At 62.9% G+C, this 18,178-nt stretch carries 16 protein-coding genes and 2 pseudogenes; 7 read left to right on the top strand and 11 right to left on the bottom strand.

What is annotated here, in order from left to right; translation table 11 throughout:
- Positions 1 to 4: 4 nt before the first annotated feature.
- The 7 genes from scpA to NWI_RS11645 all read right to left on the bottom strand — a co-directional run bounded on the left by scpA (position 5) and on the right by NWI_RS11645 (position 6,869).
- A complete protein-coding gene (scpA, locus tag NWI_RS11675; protein WP_041345044.1) occupies positions 5 to 2,170 on the bottom strand; it encodes a methylmalonyl-CoA mutase in 2,166 nt (721 codons plus the stop codon).
- Between the two features lie 6 nt (positions 2,171 to 2,176).
- The gene (locus NWI_RS11670; protein WP_011315459.1) at positions 2,177 to 2,641 is read right to left on the bottom strand and encodes a GFA family protein; all 465 of its coding nucleotides are present in this window, start codon (positions 2,639 to 2,641) and stop codon (positions 2,177 to 2,179) included.
- Positions 2,638 to 4,557 carry a methylmalonyl-CoA mutase subunit beta gene (locus tag NWI_RS11665; protein ID WP_011315458.1) on the bottom strand — a complete coding sequence of 640 codons (1,920 nt, stop codon included), beginning with the start codon at positions 4,555 to 4,557 and terminating at the stop codon, positions 2,638 to 2,640. The genes NWI_RS11670 and NWI_RS11665 overlap by 4 nt, the downstream gene beginning before the upstream one ends.
- 80 nt (positions 4,558 to 4,637) lie before the next feature.
- Positions 4,638 to 5,129, bottom strand: coding sequence for a 2-amino-4-hydroxy-6-hydroxymethyldihydropteridine diphosphokinase (gene folK / locus NWI_RS11660; protein WP_011315457.1), 492 nt, complete (start codon positions 5,127 to 5,129; stop codon positions 4,638 to 4,640).
- A gap of 8 nt (positions 5,130 to 5,137) precedes the next feature.
- Positions 5,138 to 5,503, bottom strand: coding sequence for a dihydroneopterin aldolase (gene folB, locus NWI_RS11655; RefSeq protein WP_011315456.1), 366 nt, complete (start codon positions 5,501 to 5,503; stop codon positions 5,138 to 5,140).
- Positions 5,500 to 6,378 carry a dihydropteroate synthase gene (folP, locus tag NWI_RS11650; RefSeq protein ID WP_011315455.1) on the bottom strand — a complete coding sequence of 293 codons (879 nt, stop codon included), beginning with the start codon at positions 6,376 to 6,378 and terminating at the stop codon, positions 5,500 to 5,502. The genes folB and folP overlap by 4 nt, the downstream gene beginning before the upstream one ends.
- 83 nt (positions 6,379 to 6,461) lie before the next feature.
- Complete coding sequence (locus tag NWI_RS11645; protein WP_011315454.1) at positions 6,462 to 6,869, bottom strand: DUF4332 domain-containing protein; 408 nt, start codon at positions 6,867 to 6,869, stop codon at positions 6,462 to 6,464.
- 580 nt (positions 6,870 to 7,449) lie between these two features.
- On the opposite strand from NWI_RS11645, the gene NWI_RS11635 reads away from it, so the two are divergent.
- The 7 genes and pseudogenes from NWI_RS11635 to NWI_RS17670 all read left to right on the top strand — a co-directional run bounded on the left by NWI_RS11635 (position 7,450) and on the right by NWI_RS17670 (position 14,784).
- On the top strand, positions 7,450 to 9,015 hold the full coding sequence (locus NWI_RS11635; protein WP_011315453.1) for a helicase HerA-like C-terminal domain-containing protein: 1,566 nt from the start codon (positions 7,450 to 7,452) through the stop codon (positions 9,013 to 9,015).
- 105 nt (positions 9,016 to 9,120) lie between these two features.
- The gene (locus tag NWI_RS11630) at positions 9,121 to 10,437 is read left to right on the top strand and encodes a glycosyltransferase family 87 protein (RefSeq protein WP_049750581.1); all 1,317 of its coding nucleotides are present in this window, start codon (positions 9,121 to 9,123) and stop codon (positions 10,435 to 10,437) included.
- 34 nt (positions 10,438 to 10,471) lie between these two features.
- Positions 10,472 to 11,878, top strand: coding sequence for a M20/M25/M40 family metallo-hydrolase (locus tag NWI_RS11625; protein ID WP_011315451.1), 1,407 nt, complete (start codon positions 10,472 to 10,474; stop codon positions 11,876 to 11,878).
- Between the two features lie 394 nt (positions 11,879 to 12,272).
- On the top strand, positions 12,273 to 13,097 hold the full coding sequence (locus NWI_RS11620) for a hypothetical protein (RefSeq protein WP_011315450.1): 825 nt from the start codon (positions 12,273 to 12,275) through the stop codon (positions 13,095 to 13,097).
- 134 nt (positions 13,098 to 13,231) lie between these two features.
- Positions 13,232 to 13,645, top strand: coding sequence for a MucR family transcriptional regulator (locus NWI_RS11615; RefSeq protein ID WP_011315449.1), 414 nt, complete (start codon positions 13,232 to 13,234; stop codon positions 13,643 to 13,645).
- 146 nt (positions 13,646 to 13,791) lie between these two features.
- Positions 13,792 to 14,052, top strand: a pseudogene (locus NWI_RS18275) (helix-turn-helix domain-containing protein); the annotation flags it as partial.
- A 108-nt stretch (positions 14,053 to 14,160) separates the two neighbouring features.
- Positions 14,161 to 14,784, top strand: a complete 624-nt coding sequence (locus NWI_RS17670; protein ID WP_041345605.1) for a DUF6456 domain-containing protein — start codon at positions 14,161 to 14,163, stop codon at positions 14,782 to 14,784.
- Positions 14,785 to 14,811: 27 nt separating this feature from the next.
- Here the strand turns inward: NWI_RS17670 and NWI_RS11605 are convergent, their stop codons facing one another.
- The 4 genes and pseudogenes from NWI_RS11605 to NWI_RS11585 form a co-directional block, all read right to left on the bottom strand.
- Entirely contained in the window at positions 14,812 to 15,762 is a 951-nt protein-coding gene (locus tag NWI_RS11605; protein ID WP_011315447.1) for an IS481 family transposase, read from the bottom strand.
- A gap of 138 nt (positions 15,763 to 15,900) precedes the next feature.
- Positions 15,901 to 16,589: pseudogene (locus tag NWI_RS17040) on the bottom strand (IS5 family transposase); the annotation flags it as partial.
- Positions 16,590 to 16,867: 278 nt separating this feature from the next.
- A complete protein-coding gene (locus tag NWI_RS11590) occupies positions 16,868 to 17,296 on the bottom strand; it encodes a SufE family protein (protein ID WP_011315446.1) in 429 nt (142 codons plus the stop codon).
- A 75-nt stretch (positions 17,297 to 17,371) separates the two neighbouring features.
- Positions 17,372 to 17,788: a DUF5330 domain-containing protein gene (locus tag NWI_RS11585; RefSeq protein WP_011315445.1), complete on the bottom strand. Its 417-nt coding sequence runs from the start codon at positions 17,786 to 17,788 to the stop codon at positions 17,372 to 17,374.
- Between the last annotated feature and the right edge of the window lie 390 nt (positions 17,789 to 18,178).

Below are 18,178 nucleotides of genomic sequence, written 5' to 3'. Positions count from 1 at the left end.
TGTGCTACTCCATCGTCGTTCCGTGTCCGAGCCGCGCGCTGAGCTTGCGGATCAGGTCTTCGGCGGCGTCTGCGATCACCGTGCCGGGAGGAAAGATCGCCTCCGCGCCGGCTTTATAAAGCGCATCGTAGTCCTGCGGCGGCACCACGCCGCCGACGATGATCATGATGTCGTCGCGGCCATGTCTTGTCAGCGCTGCCTTCAGTTCCGGCACCGCGGTCAGATGCGCGGCGGCGAGCGAGGACACGCCGAGAATGTGCACGTCGTTCTCGATCGCCTGCCGCGCGGCTTCCTCCGCTGTCGCGAACAACGGTCCGATATCGACGTCGAAGCCGATATCGGCGAAGGCGGAAGCGATCACTTTCTGGCCGCGGTCGTGGCCGTCCTGGCCGATCTTGGCGACGAGAATTCGCGGACGGCGGCCCTCGGCCTCATCGAAGGCGTCGATGAGCCGTTGCAGCTGCTCCACCTTGTCGGACATCGCGGACACCTCGCGCTTGTAGACCCCGGTGATCGACCTGATCTCGGCGCGATGCCGGCCGAACACCTTCTCCATTGCGTCGGAAATTTCGCCGACGGTCGCCTTGGCGCGCGCGGCGTCGATCGCGAGCGCCAGCAGGTTGCCGTTGCCTTCGCCGGCCGAGCGCGTCAGCGCCGCCAGCGCGGCATCGACATCCTCCTGCCTGCGCTCGCCGCGCAATCGTTTCAGTTTCTCGATCTGCAGGCTTCGCACCGCCGAGTTGTCGATCCTGAGCACGTCGATCGGCGTCTCATGCTCGGGCTTGTACCTGTTGACGCCGATCACGACCTGCGCTCCGGCGTCGATCCTGGCCTGCGTCCGCGCCGCCGCTTCCTCGATGCGCAGCTTCGGCACGCCGGCCTCGATCGCCCTGGCCATGCCGCCGAGTTCCTCGACTTCGCGAATATGGCCCCAGGCCTTGATTGCGAGATCATGCGTGAGCCGTTCGACGTAATGCGAGCCGCCCCAGGGATCGATGATGCGCGTGGTGCCGCTCTCCTGTTGCAGGAAAAGCTGGGTGTTGCGGGCGATGCGGGCGGAGAAGTCGGTCGGCAGCGCCAGAGCCTCGTCCAGCGCGTTGGTGTGCAGCGATTGGGTATGGCCTTGCGTCGCCGCCATCGCCTCGATAGCGGTGCGGATCACGTTGTTGAAAACGTCCTGCGCGGTCAGCGACCAGCCGGAAGTCTGGCAGTGGGTGCGCAGGCTGAGCGAACGCGGATTCTTCGGATTGAACGGCTTCATGAGCTTCGCCCATAGCAGCCGCGCGGCGCGCATCTTGGCGACTTCCATGAAGAAGTTCATGCCGGTCGCCCAGAAGAACGACAGCCGCGGCGCGAAGCGATCGATGTCCAGGCCCGCCTTGAGGCCCGCGCGGACATATTCGACGCCGTCGGCCAGCGTATAGGCGAGTTCCAGGTCCTGCGTCGCGCCGGCCTCCTGCATGTGGTAGCCCGAAACGGAAATCGAGTTGAACTTCGGCATCCTGCGCGAGGCGTAGGCGAAGATGTCGGAAACGATCCGCATCGAAGGCGCGGGCGGATAGATGTAGGTGTTGCGCACCATGAACTCCTTGAGGATGTCGTTCTGAATGGTGCCCGAGAGTTTTTCCGCCGGCACGCCCTGTTCCTCGGCCGCCGCGACGAACAGCGCGAGGATCGGGAGCACCGCGCCGTTCATGGTCATCGATACGCTGATCCGGTCGAGCGGAATGCCGGCGAACAGCGTGCGCATGTCGTAGATAGAATCGATCGCGACGCCGGCCATGCCGACGTCGCCCGAAACGCGCGGGTGATCGGAATCATAGCCGCGATGGGTGGCGAGGTCGAAGGCGACCGACAGCCCTTTCTGGCCGGCGGCGAGGTTACGCCGATAGAAGGCGTTGGAATCCTCCGCCGTCGAGAACCCCGCATACTGCCGGATGGTCCAGGGCTGGTTGACATACATGGTCGGGTAGGGGCCGCGCAGGTAAGGCGCGATGCCGGGCCATGTGTCGAGGAAGTCGATCCCGTCAAGATCGGCTTCCGAATAGGCGGTCTTGACCGGAATGCCTTCCGGGGTCAGCCAGACTTCCGGGGAGCGTTCGAAGCCGCCGGCGACGGGAGGCGCGACCGGCTCGAACGCCACGTCGGCGAAATCCGGAACGCGGGCCATCATCGATCAGTCATGGTCCGGGTGCTGGTGGCTGATGATGGTCGCCATCTTATCGGGTCCGTAATTTTCGGGTGTAGTGTGGCTCGGCAGGTTGACGATGGTCGCAATCCACCCCAGCCGGGATTCAGTTCCGTATTGTCCGGTCGGCACCAGCAGGTCGGGCCGGTCGAAAGCGCCGGTCATGATCTCGATGCAGGGGCCGCCGATGCGGCTGAAGCTCAATGGCGTGCCGCAGGCGGCGCAGAAAGCGCGCTCCGCGATCGAGGACGAACGAAACGTCGCCGGCGTGCTTCTGGTCCAGTGAAAGTTCTCACGCGGGATGTCGGCAAAAGACGCGAACGGCGCGCCGGCGGCTTTCTGGCACATCCGGCAGTGGCAGATGCTGATGCGCACCGGCGGGGCCGTCAGCGCGAAACGAATGGCGCCGCATTGGCATCCGCCGGTCAGCGACGGGCTCATCTGCTCTGTCATGGTTGCTCCAGTCGCTGCCAGACCTCGTTCAGCACCGCCAACGCATCGTTCCCCGCGAAGATGAAATCGCGCACGCCTGCCTGGCGCAACACAGGTTCCAGTTCATTCGGTCGTCCCGCCAGATAGATATGGCCTGCACCGGCGGCATGAAAGGCCCGCGCTGCAAGCACCGCCTGTTCGGCATAGACCTCATCCGAGGAGCAAAGGCAGACCATTCGAGCGCCGGATGCCTTGAAGGCTTCGGCGAGCGCGTTTTCATCTTCTCGCCGAGCGGCGCCTTCGACATCTCCCTGCCGCGAGCGGGGGGAGGGCGGATCGACGGCCTCGATGCCGCCGGCCTCGAAAAAACTTCTGGCAAAGGCCGCGCGCGCGGCGAAGCCGGCAGGGACGCCGAGAGTGGCGAGCAGGATCTTCGGCCGCGCGCCGGTGGCCTTGAGCCAATCGTCGGAATGATCGCGCAGTTGTTCGAAGGGGGCGGCCAGCCGTATCGGCGTCAGCGCCTCGAAGCTGATTTTTGCCTCGCCGGAGGGCGCGAGCGTGACAGGCTCCACATCGAGCACGTCGATCGGCGTTTCGTGCAGGTCGGGAAATTCGCTGATGCCGGTGAGCACGTCGCGCCGTTTGGCGACACTGGTCTGGCGCGCGTCGCGCGTCGCGGCGACGCCGCGCTGGATCAGGTTCTGTTCGAGCGCGGCGAACGCTCCACCCGCTCTCTCGGTATCCTGAAACAGCGCCCAGCTCTTTTGACAAAGCTCGCGCGTCAAGGTCTCGATGCCACCAGAGCCTGCCGCCGGATCCGCGACTTTGGCGAGGTTGGCTTCCTCCAGCAGGATGAGCTGCGTGTTTCGCGCCATGCGTCGCGCGAAGCCGTCCGGCAGGCCCAATGCCTGCGTATGCGGAAGCACGCAGACGCTGTCAGCGCCGCCGAGGCCCGCCGAGAATGCCGCGACGGTGGCGCGCAGCATATTCATGTAGGGATCGCGCCGGGTCAGCATCCGCCACGAGGTCTCGGCGGCAATCAGCAATGGCCTCGGCGCGAGGCCGCAGGCCTGCTCGACCCGTGCCCACAACAGCCGCAGAGCGCGGAATTTGGCCAGCGTCAGGAACTGGTCGGCATCAGTGCTGAGCCGCGCGTGGATCATGCCGCGCGCGTCATCGAGAACGACGCCGGCGCTTTCGAGCGCGCGGAGATATGTGACCGCCGACGCAAGGACGAAGGCGAGTTCCTGAGCCTCCGATCCGCCGGCGTCGTGGATCACGCGGCCGTCGGCGACAAGGAACGGCCCCTTGAAGCCTCGGGCGGCGAGCGTCTTCGCGGTCTCCGTCGCGGCCGCAACGATCTCAGCCCATTCGTTGGTGCTGGATCCGGATGTCGCGCAGGCACCGAGCGGATCGAGACCGAAATGGATATCGCAGGCGGCCGGGTCTATTCCTTTTGTCCTGATGTGGTCTGCGATCTGGAAAGCGACCCCGAGCGATTGCGGGGCGATGTGCAACTCGATGGTGATGCCTGCATCGAGAAAGACGCCGTCCAGCACTCTGGCGACAGCCTTGGCGGTCGGCGGCAGCCCGAAACCGCGCGCGCCGTTGGCCCCCGCGAACACCAGGGTCAGGCCGCCGGCGCCGTTATCGAGGTCGTGCAGCGCCTGCGCGTTGGCCTGCGCGGGCTCGGGATGATCGATCCGCTGCATGATCCGCCATGGCGTGGCCGCGGCGCGGCCGGCGATCGGGGGGGCACCTTCCGCGCGCGTGTAGATCGGTTCGATCCGGAGACCGTCATAGGTCTTTCCCACCAGCCTCTCGAAGGGCGCGCCCTTCAGCACGCCATCGACCAGCTTGCGCCAGTCGGCCGCGAGCGCCGGTGCGAAATCGGCTGCCAACGGCGGATCGATGGGTTCATGGGGAGCAGCGGGCATTGTTCGCTCGTGTCCGGCAGAATCCGGATTCTCAAAATGCCACGCAGCGGCGGACAAGCCAAACGGTCGTTTGCGCGCGATCAGGGAAGGTCGGGGAGGCGCTCGATTCCTGCGGTCGATATGTCGGCCAGCGCCCTGGCCGGTGTTTGCCCTGCGATAATGCGGTCCGGCGCGATTTCGGCAAGCGGAACCAGAACGAAGGCGCGCTCGAACAGGCGCGGATGCGGTAGCGTCAGTTCCGGCTTGTCGAGAATGGCGTCGTCATAGGCGATCAGGTCGAGGTCCAGCGTGCGCGGTCCCCAGCGTTGTTCGGCGGCGCGGTCGCGGCCGAATTTCTTCTCGATCTTTTGCAGCGTGAACAGCAAAGCGTGCGGGTCGAGGCCGGTGTCGATCTCGATGCAGGCGTTGACGAAACGAGCCTGTTTCTCCTCGCCCCATGGCGGCGTGGCGTAGTCGGACGAACGGGCGAGCAGCGCGGCCTGCGCCATGCCGCGGATGTTGGCGATGGCCTTGCGGAACGTCTGCCTGACGTCTCCGACGTTACCCCCGAGCGCGATCAGGACGCTGGCCATCGCGAAGGCTAGTCCCTGCCGCGGGTAAGTGAAATGCCGACGTCGTCGAAGATCGCCGGGATCGGCGCGTGCGGCTTGTGCACGGTGATCGTGATCGTCCTCACGCGCGGATAAGCCGCCAGCACCGCATCGGCGACCGCTCCCGCGGCGCGTTCGAGCAGCTTGTAGTTGGCGTCCTTGAAAGCGGCGCTGGCCGTCGCCACCACGCCCGCATACGATACCGTATCGGCGAGCCGATCGGTGCGGGAGGATTCGGACAGGTCGGTCGACAGTTCGATGTCCATCACGAAGCGCTGGCCGACTTCGGTCTCGTGCGCCATGACGCCGTGCTGCGCGTGAATCACGAGGCCGCGGATAAAAATCGTATCGGTCATGGTTCAAAAGATCCCGGCTGTGTTGCGGTCTCGATGGCGTGCGCCACCCGCAGCGCCTGCACCGTCTCGGCCACATCGTGTGTGCGGATGATGCGCGCGCCGCTTCTTGCCGCGATCAGATGCGCGGCGAGCGAGCCGCCGAGCCGTTGTTGCGGCTCTGATGGCGTCACCATGCTGATGAAGCGCTTGCGGGACGCGCCCACGAGAACCGGCAATCCGAAGGTCTGCAATTCGCCGAGCCGGGCCAGCGCGATCATGCTCTGTTCCGGCGTCTTGCCGAATCCGATACCGGGATCAAGGATGATGCGGCTGGCGGGTATGCCGGCTTGCGCCGCGATCTTCAGCGATCGTTCGAAGAACGCTGTGATGTCCCGCATGATGTCGAGCGTACCATCGGGCTTGTCCCGGTTATGCATGACGACGACGGGCGCGTTGCGCGCGGCGACGACGCGGGCCATGTCGGGATCGCGCTGCAATCCCCACACGTCGTTGGCGATCGCGGCCGCGTTCCCGAGCGCCCACTCCACCACCGGGGACTTCATGCTGTCGATGGAGACGGAAATTCCAAGCGCGACCACCGCGGCGAGCACCGGCTCCAGCCGCCGCATTTCCTCGTCGCGCGAGATCGGCTGCGCTCCGTAGGGGCGGGTTGACTCCGCGCCGATATCGATGATGTCGGCCCCGTCCGCGATCATGCGGCGCGCCTGCGCCACGGCCCGGTCGGGCGTCATGAACTGACCGCCATCGGAGAACGAGTCGGGGGTGATGTTCAGGATCCCCATGACCGCCGGGCAGGGGCGCGACAGCAGCGCCTCAAGCGCGGGATGACGTGCATCATCCGTCACAGCTCTGGACATGGAATCCGCCGAGGTCATGCGGTGGCTTTGCGCGGTCCCGGACAGGCTGTCAAGGCGCGAAAAGCTTGTTCAGGGAAGCCCGGCTTGCAACGATGGAAAGCTCAATAGGTGATCTTGAGCGGAAGCTTTCGCGCTTGCGCGATCAGATCGCCGATCGACTTTTCCGAGGGAAGGGCGCTGACAAGCTTGCGCTTGGCGTTCGCGTCTTTCATGGCCTGAGCCAGGCGAGCCGGGTTCCGGTGCGTCAACTCCCGTACCGTGGTGACGCCGGCCGCGCGCAGCAGCTTGGTCTTGCCGTTGCCCATTCCGGGAATGCGCATGTAGTCGGCGAGGTTGGCCCACTCCAGCAGTTGCTGTTCGCTGATGCCGGTCCGGGCGGCGAGCGCCTTGCGGCCTTTCGACGTGCGCGCCGCTTCGAGGTAAGCATCGGTTGTTCGAATGCCGATCGACCTCAGCTTCTTGGCTTCGAAGGCGCTCAGCCCTTCGATCTTGGAGATCGAGTATGTCATGACGTTCGGAGATGCCGGGATGTTTTTCGGACGCCGGCGAACGTCGAACGTCCCATCCGGTTTCGGGAAGCCGCGATCGCGTTCTCCGCACCGGCTGTCGCACCGAACATCGCTTCAATCCTGGACTGAATCTTGGATTGAACCCTGCCGGCCGCTCTTCCCTTGCTGTGAAAGACCGGAATCGTACCGACGGCCGCTCGCGCGACAGCGATGCCAGCTATCGCGGCACGCCGCTCCACCAGATCGTTCATGGTACCCCGCCTCCGCCGGTTGCTCGCCGGCTCGTTATTTATGCTTTCATCATGATACGCCCGAGATACGAAAGACAAGCCAGGAAACAGGACAAACGGCTGTTGACATGCAATCGCACCGCGAGTGTTGCCAAGATGCAAGACTCGCGTGCCTGGTTCACGTCGAAGACGCGATCGTCTGTCACTTGTTAGAATGATTCCGCACGTTGATCCGCTGATAGCTCGGGCTGAAAGATTTCGAGCGCTCTCGCGGCGGTCGGCCGGCTTCAATCGGCGCGGAACTTGAAGTAGAATAAGGGCTCGACGACGGATCACGAGAAGAGGCGCTCATGACGAAGACCGCGACCGGGATCGGCGATACCGATCAAGGCATCTTCATCGGCAAGGGTGAGCAGCCGGTGTGGCTGACGCTGGGCCTCGCCAATCGGCACGGTCTTGTCACCGGTGCCACCGGAACAGGAAAAACCGTATCGCTTCAGGTGATGGCGGAAGGATTTTCTCGCGCGGGCGTGCCGGTCTTCGTTGCCGATATCAAAGGCGATCTGTCCGGCATTTCAGAGCCGGGCGAAGCCAGGGACTTCATACTCGACCGCGCCAGGACGATGGGGCTTGAGTTCCAGCCCGATCGGTTCTCGACAATTTTCTGGGATGTTTTCGGTGAGCAGGGACATCCGGTGCGCGCCACCGTGTCGGAAATGGGTCCGCTGCTGTTGTCCCGGATGATGGATTTGAACGAGACCCAGGAGGGCGTGCTCAACATCGCCTTTCGGGTGGCGGACGAGCAGGGACTGATGCTGCTCGACATGAAGGATCTTCGCGCCATCCTGTCCTTCATCGCCGAACGTGCGGCGGAACTGACGACGCAGTACGGCAATGTGTCCAGGCAAAGCGTGGGAGCCATTCAGCGTCGGCTTCTGGTGCTCGAACATCAGGGCGGCGACAGGTTTTTCGGTGAGCCGGCGCTGGATCTGAATGATTTCATGCGCACCGATCGCGACGGCCGCGGCATGATCAACATTCTGGCCGCCGACAAGCTGATGCAAAACCCGCGGCTTTATGCGACGTTCCTGCTGTGGATGTTGTCGGAACTGTTCGAACGCCTGCCGGAGGTCGGCGATCCGCCGAAACCGAAGCTCGTGTTCTTCTTCGACGAGGCGCACCTTCTGTTCAACGACGCGCCCAAGGCGTTGATGGACAAGATCGAGCAGGTGGTGCGGCTGATCCGCTCCAAGGGCGTCGGAGTTTATTTTGTTACCCAGAATCCGATCGACGTTCCGGACAAGGTGCTCGCTCAGCTCGGCAACCGGGTTCAGCATGCGTTGCGCGCATTCACGCCCCGCGACCAGAAGGCCGTCGCAGCGGCGGCGCAGACGTTCCGGCCAAATCCGAAGCTGGACACGGCGCGGGTCATCACCGAACTCGGCAAGGGCGAGGCTCTGGTATCGTGCCTCGAAGGCAACGGAACGCCGGCCGTGGTCGAGCGTGTGATGGTGCGGCCTCCGTCCGCCCGGATCGGCCCGATCTCTCCCGAGGAACGCAAGGCGCTCATTGCCGGCAGCCCGGTGAAGGGAAAGTACGACACCGCGATCGATTCCGAATCGGCATACGAACTGCTCCAGAAGCGAGTCGAGGATACCGCGGCGGCGGCTGATGGATCGAACGGCGGCGTTCTTGGTCAGATAGGATCGATCGTCGGCAGCATATTCGGTACCAACACCCCTCGCGGCAGATTGTCGGCCGGGCAGGTGATCGCGCGCAACGTCACGCGTTCCGTCACCAACAAGGTGGTCGGAGGCATCGTCGCCGATCTCGGCAAGTCGGTCGGCGGTTCGGTCGGCAGTTCGGTCGGTCGCGCGCTGGTGCGCGGCGCGCTCGGAGGGCTGCTGCGGCGGTGAGCGCGCGGGCGGTTACGGGCCTCCGCCGCATGGCTGCGGCGTGGCGCGGATAAGCGAGACGGTTTGCAGCCGGGAGCGCATCTGATAACGCAGAGCGCGCGGACGATGCCGCCGCGTGACAACGGAAAAATGCCCGTGCTGAGATGGCCGTCGTTCCGGCGCCCGCTGGATGTCCTGTTTCTCGTGGCCTGCATCCTGCTGACCGCCGACGTTCTTGTCCCGGAGATCTGGGGCCACGGCAAGACGAAGGATTATCCGCTGTGGTACTGGGCGGGGCAGCAGATCCTGCACGGCGGCGATCTGTATCCGCACGGGCCGAACGATGGCTTCGCATTCCTTTATCCGCCGCTATCGGCCATTCTGCTCGCCCTGCCGAGCGCCTTCGGAAAGCTCCCGCTTTATCTCGGCCTGTGCTTGCTCAATGCCGCCGCATGGTGGATGACGGCGCAGCTCTCCAACGCCATGACAGGGTCGGGCAAGACTCCTGACCCCTGGCTCGAAGCCCTGCCGGGCCTTGTGACGATTCCGTTTGTTTTTGATATGTTTGATCTCGGGCAGCCCAACCTCGTTCTGCTCGCGATGATGCTGTTCGGCTTCTGGTGCCTGTGGCGGGGGCGCGGGTGGCTGTCGGGAGGCATGTTCGCGCTCGCGGCGGCCATCAAGGTCTTTCCCGTCGCCGTGCTGCCGTATCTGCTTTGGCGCCGCCATTGGACAAGCGCGATAAGCATGGTCGCGTTCCTGGGCGTTTTGCTGTTTCTGGCGCCGGCTCCGATCCGCGGCTTCGACCGCAACGTCTCGGAACTGACCACATGGTATCGTGGAATGATCGGATCGAACTCGGAGCACGGGTTCGGGCAGCGTGACGCCCAGAACTGGTCCTGGGTCAATCAGTCCATCATCGCGGTCACGCATCGGCTGGTACGTCCGGTCAATTATAACCAGATCGATCCCGCCAAGCCGGCGCAATACATGAACGTCGCCAATGTCGATTACAGGACGGCGAACTGGATCGTGCTGGCTGTCTTCGCCGCGATAGGGCTGGGCTTCATCGCCATTATTCCGGCGCGGGCGAACATGACGCAGAGATCGATCGCCGAGGAGGTCGGGATTCTGTTCTGCCTGATGACGCTCGCTTCGCCGCTGGCGCGTCAATATTACTTTGTGTGGCTGTTCTTTCCGATCACGGTTCTGTTTCATCGCGCCGCGCTCGATGGCCGGCCCAAGGCGCGGGCGATCTCGCGTCTGGCGCTCGGCGCATCGTTTGCGCTGATGGCGCTGTCGCTGCCGGTATTTCCGAAGATTCTTCAGGCCGCCGGAAACAACATCGCGGCGACTTTCGTGATGGTGGCGGCACTGGCCTGGCATATCCTTAATCCGCCGCCGGCGCGCGATCCGCATTCGACCGCGCAACCGCGAATCTGAAAGATTGTCCGACCGCAATTCGAGGGGAAACAGAATGTCCGGCACGTCGCAACTGCAAACCGTCCTCGACCACATCGATGCCGATTTCGACAACAGCCTGGAGCGGCTGTTCGCGCTGTTGCGCATCAAATCGATCTCGGCCGATCCGGCATTTGTTGATGATTGCAAGGCGGCCGCCGATCATCTCGCGGCCGATATCGCGACACTGAATTTCGCTTCCGAGGTTCGCCCGACCGCGGGTCATCCCGCGATCGTCGCCAAAAGCAACGGCAACACCGGGACAAGGCCGCATGTCCTGTTCTATGGCCACTACGATGTTCAGCCGGTCGACCCGCTGGATCTGTGGCATCGCACGCCGTTCGACCCGGTGGTCACCAACCATGCGGACGGGCGCAAGATCATCGTGGCGCGCGGCGCGGAAGACGACAAGGGCCAGTTGATGACGTTCGTCGAGGCCTGCCGCGCCTGGTTGTCGGTGACCGGCTCACTGCCGCTCGACGTGACGATCCTGATCGAGGGCGAGGAAGAGGTGGGCTCGAAAAACTTCGTGCCTTTCCTCGAACAGAACAAGAAGGATCTCGCCGCGGATTTCGCCTTGGTGTGCGACACCGGCATGTGGGATCCCGACACGCCGGCGATCACCACCTCGCTGCGCGGTCTGGTCTATGAGGAGGTGATCATCAAGGCCGCGAACCGCGACCTGCATTCCGGCCTTTTCGGCGGTGGCGCTCAGAACCCGATCAGGATCCTGACCCGAATCCTTGGCGATCTTCATGATGATGACGGCCGCATCGCTATTCGCGGTTTCTATGATGACGTGAAGGACTTGCCGCCCCAGATTCGCGCTCAATGGGCTGAACTCGATCTGACGCCGGATCGATTTCTGAAGCCGATCGGGCTTTCGATCCCTGCCGGTGAAAAGGACCGTCTGCTGATCGAGCAGCTATTGTCGCGGCCGACCTGCGACATCAACGGAATTGTCGGTGGCTACACGGGAGAGGGCTCCAAGACGGTCATTCCCGCGCAGGCGTCGGCGAAAGTGTCGTTCCGCCTCGTCGAGGGCCAGCAGCCCGGCAGGATACGTGACGCCTTCCGTGCTTTCGTGAAGGAGCGGGTGCCGGCCGACTGCTCCGTCGCGTTTCTCGATCACGCCGGCGCGCCCGCGATTGCGCTCGACTGGAATATGAAGCCGCTGGCGGCGGCGAAGCAGGCATTGACCGAGGAATGGAATAAGGAAGCGCTGTTGATCGGCTGCGGCGCGTCGATTCCGATCGTTGCCGATTTCAAGACGTCGTTGGGGCTCGACACCGTGATGGTCGGCTTCGGTCTCGAAGACGACAACATCCATTCGCCCAACGAGAAGTACGACCTGAAAAGCTTTCATAAGGGAATCCGGTCATGGGCCCGGATTCTCGCGGCGCTGGCCGAGGCGCCGCGCTGAAGCCATCTGGCTGAAGCTATCTGGCTGAAGCTATCTGGCTGAAGCTATCTGGCTGAAGCTATCTGTATGTGACAACGCCGCCCGGAATTGGGCGGCGCTGGAGTCGACGTGCAGAGGGATGATAGCTGAGCCTACATCAAATCGCCGCTGGAGTCTTTCACTTCTTCATGGGAAACGGTGAAAGGACTCTATGTCTTGACGCGTTTTTTTCACGAGGACAGGTCACGCCGCTTCGCCGGAAAATGTTTCAGTTTCGGTGCCGCTGAATTGAACCATTTTCGCCGCTCGCGGTTAACTCCATCGCCATCGTGTCGCCGATAATGGCGGCTGGATCGGCAGGCGGCGGGGCGGATGGCATGGCGGTCAGGCGCGCTCGTCACGGGGGAGCTTCTCGATGAGCGTACTTTCGATCGCCGGGTTCGGTGTGTTCGTGACCGGTCTGGTGACGGTCGCCTTCGGAATTCCCATCAAGGAGTTCAGCTTCGGCGATACCATGATCGTATCGGGCGCGGTCGTGTCCTGTACCGGTCTGATAATGGTCAGCCTGTCGGTCGTCGTCCGTGAATTGCAAAAGGTCGCGGACCATCTCAACTCAGGAGACCGGTTCGGCTCCGGAGCGGTTGCTAACCATAGTGGCGTCCATGCAGGTGATGTCCGCGTGCCGATTCCGCCGGGCCGGCCTGTCGCGGATAGTCCGCCACCACTGGCGGACGGCGATCGGATCGCGCCAGATCCGAGAAGTGATCTGCGCTCAGCCCCCTCCGTGCTGTCGCAACGCCGGCAGGGGCAAGCGCCCGAGCGCGATCACGTGCCCGCCGACCGCGATCGCGCGACAGTTGCTTCCGTCCCGGATGCTGAATTCCCGGCATCCTCCGACCAGCCGTCGCAGCCGAAGCCACGGCGCAATCTTCTGTTCGCATCCACGGTCAGGGAGCGCGAGCAGGGGCGCGCGGAACGGTTCGGCCTGTCCGCTCCCGCGGTCCACGCTCCGGATCCTGAAACGCCCAAGCCGGCCTCAAGAGGCGATCAACCGGCGGACGCTTCGGATCGCAACGCTTCCCCGGCCACTGTGCTCAGATCCGGTGTTGTCAACGGAATGGCTTATTCGCTTTATTCCGATGGCGCGATCGATGCCCAACTCCCGGAAGGAGAGGTGCGGTTTGCGTCGATCGATCAATTGCGCGCGCATCTCGATCAAGGTTCCCGCCGATCCTCTTAAATAAAACTCTGTGTGTGTCCGCGCCGTTCTTGTCATGCCCGCAGCAATCCGCTCATATCATACAGGTTGCGTAAAGGCCGATTCTGATCGCATTCGGAGTGTATCGATGCTTCGCGATCCGGAAAATTGAAATCATGAGTGATTCAGCCAGTAAAAGTTTTCTGGACCTCACGGCGGAGATCGTGTCCGCCTACCTCAGCAACAACACGACGCCCGCCTCGGAAATTCCCGCCCTTATCAACCAGGTGCATGCGGCGCTGACGCGCGTGTCTTCCGGCCGCGGCGAGCTGCCGGCGGAACCGGCCAAGCCGGCCGTGCCGGTCAGGAAGTCGATGACCGCTGACTACCTGATCTGTCTGGAGGACGGGAAACGTTTCAAGTCGCTCAAGCGCCATCTGCGTACGCAGTACAACATGAGTCCGGAGCAGTATCGGGACAAATGGAAACTCCCCGCGGACTATCCGATGGTGGCTCCCAACTACGCGGTCACGCGATCGCAGCTGGCCAAGAACATGGGCCTCGGTCAGCAGCGCCGACGCCGAAAATAAGGGGTCGCTGACTACCGAACGTTAGGATTATTATCCGAAACCATCACCCGGCGCGGCATTCGACTGTCAAATTTTGATGAAAATGCTATCCCCGGAGCGGTATTAGCCTCTAGGATGTATGACTATATTCCTAGAGGGGCCGCTCAATGCTTCTGATCCATCCATCCACTTCACCCGCGTCCGTTCGACCGTCGCCAACTTCGGCGACGCGAATTTGTCACGCTATCGCGCGACTGGTCGCTGAAGAGTTCGAACTCGATGCTGCCGCGGTGATAGCGCCGACCCGCGGCGCGCCGCGCGCCGCATATGCCCGGCAGGTCGCGATGTATCTGGCGCACGTTGGTTTCGCGCTGAGTTTCGAGGCGATCGGCCGTGCCTTTGATCGCGATCGCACCACGGTCTCTCATGCTTGCCGCGTCGTCGAAGACAGTCGCGACGACGCCGGACTTGATCGCCGGCTCGCGGCGCTTGAGGCGATGTGCGCGGTTGTGATGACCGCTTCGAAGGAGCGTCCGATGCCGGCGTCTGATCGCGGTAGCCGGCAATCGTCGCGCCGCTCCAAGAGCAGGCCGGCGAAAATCGTGGACCGGTTTCGCGCGCGGCATCTCGCGCTGGCCGAGCGCGAGATCATGACCGACGCGGGCGTTGCGACCGTGATGGTCGATGACAGCGAGAGTCCTCTCGCCTGGCTCGCGCGCCGCAAGGGCCGCGACGGACGCGCCATGATCAGCCGGGATCAGTTCGCGGCCGGCGAAAGACTGCGCGCGGATTTCACGCGTGGGAATCTCACGCCGCGGGTGACCTCGAACTGGTCGGCGCCGACCGGAGGACGCCCGCGCGGGTCTGGGGCCGGCCCCTGTGAGATGACCGATCTGATCGTCGCGGCGCGGCAACGGGTGCGGCTGGCGCTGGAGGCGTGCGGACCGGAATTTTCCGGCCTGCTGATGGATGTCTGCTGCTTTCTTCGCGGACTTGAGGATGTCGAGCGAGAGCGCGGCTGGCCCTCGAGATCGGCGAAAGTAGTCCTGCAACTGGCGCTGGACAGGCTCGCCAGACACTACGGTATTCAAGCGCGCGCGGAAACGAGTGCCCACGTACGGACCTGGCTGGCGAGCGATGCAAGATTCACGAGCGGTTAGAGCATGATCCCGACCCGAAGGGCCGCGCTAGGTGTTCAGTCCCGGCATTTGATGGATTGGATCGATGATGAATCGATCGGGCTCTGAAGTCCATCGTTTGCAGATGAACTCGTAGGGTGTGAGGCCTTTGAGCGTCTTCAGCCTTCGACCGAAGTTGTATGCCTTGATGAAGTCCTGAAGGTGCCGGCGCAGTTGGTCATGATTGTCGTAGTGGAAGCGCTTGACGGTGGCGTCCTTGATGGTGCGGTTCATCCGTTCCACCTGTCCGTTGGTCCAGGGATGGTTGATCCTGGTGAGCCTGTGCTCGATGCCGTTCTCGTCGCAGACGCGATCGAAGATGTGGTGGAACGCATATTTGTGACGGGCGTGGTTGGTGAACTGGATGCCGTTGTCCGTCAGCACCGTGTGGATGGCATAGGGAACTGCCACGATGAGGTTGCGCAGGAACTGAGCCGCGACCATCTTGCCCGCCTCTTGGTGGAGCTCGGCGTAGGCGAACTTCGAAGTGCGGTCGATGGCCACGAACAGGCGCAGCTTGCCCTCAGCCGTCTGCACCTCGGCGATGTCGATGTGGAAGTAGCCGATCGGGTAGCTCCTGAACGTCTTCCTGATCGGCTTGTCGCCTTCGACCTCCGGGAGCCGACTGATGCCGTGACGGTGCAGGCAGCGATGCAATGAAGACCGCGACAGGTGCGGGATCGTTGGCTGAAGCGCGTAGAGGCAATCATCGAGCGGCAACAGGGTATGCTTGCGGAAGGCGACGATGATCGCCTCCTCCTCGGATGAGAGCGCCGTCGAGCGCGGATCTTTCGGTCCCGTCGGAAGGTCGGCCACCGAGGTCCGCTTCTTCCATTTTGCGACGGTCTTCTGGTTGATCCCGTAGCGTTTCGACAGCGCTCTCAGGCTCTCTTCACTATTTTGTATTGCTCGACGGATTGCCTCTGTCGTCGTGGCGCTCCCGTGAAGAACCTGTCCCATAGCGCATCCTTCCATTCTCCGGAAAATAATGCACCATCAAATGCCGGGACTGAACACCTAGGTCATCGACTCATTAAATCGCAACCAGATGCGGATTGAGGCGAGCTTGATGGAGGTGAGGAAGTTGTCGTCACGTTTGTCATATCTGGTGGCGACGGCGCGATAGTGCTTGATTTTGTTGAAGAAGCGTTCGACCAGATTGCGCTTGCGATAGAGCCGTCTGTTGAATTGCAAGGCCGCAACGCGATTTGGCATCGGCTTCACATTGGCTCTCGCGCCGCGCGCGGCCAGCGTTTGACGCAGGGCGTTGGAGTCGTAGGCCCGGTCGGCCAGCAGCACGTCGCCGCGTTCGACGGTGTCGATCATGTCCTGCGCGCTACGCCCGTCATGGGCCTGGCCTTCGGTGATCTTGAGGACGATCGGCAGGCCGCAGGCATCCACCAGCGCGTGGATTTTGGTGGTCAGCCCGCCGCGCGAGCGACCCATGCAACGGGATCGCGTCTGTTTTTTTGACCGTTGGCCGCATGTTGATGCACGCGGATCGACGACGAATCGATCATTTGGATGTCGCCATCGTAAGCCTTTGAAACAGCCGACAGAATGCGATCCCACACGCCTGCCTTGCGCCACCGGTTGAAGCGGTTCACGCAAGTGGTGTGCGGGCCGTAGCGCGCTGGAATGTCCGCCCACGGCGCACCGGTGCGCAGCCGCCAGAAAATCCCGTTCAGCACCCGCCGATCATCCACCCGTGCAACGCCGCGCGACTTGTTCGGCAACAGCGGCTGGATCACAGACCATTCAAAATCCGTCAGATCAAAACGTGCCATTCAATCCTCCCACCTCTGGAGATTGAATCACGCATCCCGTCCAAACGGAATCCCGTTTATGGGTTCGTGACCTAGAGCGTTTTCGAGCGAAGTGGAAACCGGTTTTCGGACAAGATTATGCTCGATTAAAAAATTAGCTTGGGGTCTGGTTCAACGCAGTTTGGATCAGACTCGAGAGCATGATCCGCTCATGTTGAATCGGATCGTGCTCTGGAAATTTGTCCGGCCGCTTTTCTTGCGGCGACGGGTACCCGTCATCTACTTCGCCGGAAAATGCCTCAGGCCGCGGCGGCCAGCGCTTCGCGCGCGTCCCTGCGAATGCGCTCGACCATGGCGCGCAGCCCGTTGGAACGTTGCGGCGTGAGATGCTCGCGGAAGCCGAGTTCGTCGAAGACGGCGATGGCGTCGGTGTCCAGAATGTCCTGCGGTTTCCTGCCCGAATAAAGCGTCAGCAGGATCGCGATCAGCCCTCGCACGATATGCGCGTCACTGTCGCCGACATAGGTCAGCACCGGGGCGCTGTCAGGGCCGCGGCTGGTCCGGAGCGATAGCCAGACCTGGCTGGCGCAGCCCTGCACCTTGTTGGCCGCGGAGTGCTCGGCCTCGCTCATGGGCTCAAGGGTGCGCCCGAGTTCGATGACGTACCGGTAGCGGTCGTCCCACTCTTCCAGGAGTTCAAAGTTGTCCCTGATCTCGTCGATCGTCATCACGGCCCGTGTATAGTGTGTCCCACCGGGCCAATATAGGGCCAAGGACGCATAAAATCGATACGGGTCCCGGATCTACGGGATTTGTTCCCTCGGAACGGCGTTCGGAGCGGCGAGACGCCATTCCGCCTGCAGATCCTCCGGCGTCAGGGTATCATGCTGCGCGTCGCCGGAAGCCGCCGTTTCGACGGCCGGGACGGTGTCGATCGACCCCGTATGATCGGGAGGGCGCTTGTCGGTGATGATCCGGTAGAGCTTTTTCGCGCCGTCTTGCGCGCGCTGGCCGATGACGGCCGCCGCCTGGCCGCCGACTTCGCAGGCGGCGGGCTGCCGCGTGCAGAATTGAGTCATGTCCGATACGGCAGCCGTGGCGGCCGAGACAGCCTCGGAAGCTCCGATCCGGGGAGCCTTGTTGGCCTCGGGCGCCTCATCCCTCGGCAGCAGCACGAGCACCAGCCCGAGCCAGAATGCCATGCGAAGCAGGAAAAACATGTCGCGTCCCCATGCGTCTTTGATCTTCGTCGCGTTGCGTTGAATTTCGCAATCTGTTCCCTTTCGTATCAAATGGTCCTGAATCCCCCGTTTGTCCGCCGCCGTGGGACCCAACAAAATCCTGTAAACGGCGCTCGAATTCGATTCGGCGTAAATTTTTGCTTGATGCGTGTTCGCGCCGGCGCTCGCGCCCTGCGGCGTCGCTGGTGGTCGACATCATCCTATGCGGTGATGGAAACCTTGCGTTCACCATCCGCGCCGAAGAAGGCGTTGCGAGGCGATAAAGAGCCATCCGCGTGTGCCGTTTCGTGACGAAGCGAGGTGCGCCTTAGCGTTCGCTTAAGTTCGCTCTGACACGTTGGACCCACAAAATGGGGGCGTTCCGGCACG

Source organism: Nitrobacter winogradskyi Nb-255, assembly GCF_000012725.1.
GTDB classification, from domain to species: Bacteria; Pseudomonadota; Alphaproteobacteria; order Rhizobiales; family Xanthobacteraceae; genus Nitrobacter; species Nitrobacter winogradskyi.
This window is presented reverse-complemented; position numbering and strand designations above follow the sequence as displayed.